This is a genomic window from Syntrophomonas sp. UBA5494 (genome assembly GCF_002426325.1).
The window spans coordinates 326-543 of record NZ_DIPG01000120.1 but is presented as its reverse complement, the minus strand read 5'-3'; the positions used below and the strand labels follow the sequence as shown (position 1 = coordinate 543).

Sequence of the window (218 nt, the reverse complement as noted above, 5' to 3'; positions counted from 1 at the left end):
ATCTCTAAACGCATGATCGGCTCCAGCAGCTGCGGGCCGGCTTTGCGCATACAATCCCGGGTGGCGATCATAGCCGCGGTTCTAAAAGCCATTTCTGAGGAATCCACTTCATGAAAAGAACCATCCAGCAAGGTGGCTTTGACGTTGACCACCGGATAGCCTTTGAGGACTCCTTCTTCCAGGGCCTGCTTGATGCCGGCTTCCACCGCCGGTATATA

At 54.6% G+C, this 218-nt stretch carries 1 pseudogene; it reads right to left on the bottom strand.

The features are described from left to right. A pseudogene (fusA, locus tag B3W37_RS13140) lies at positions 1 to 218 on the bottom strand (elongation factor G); the annotation flags it as partial.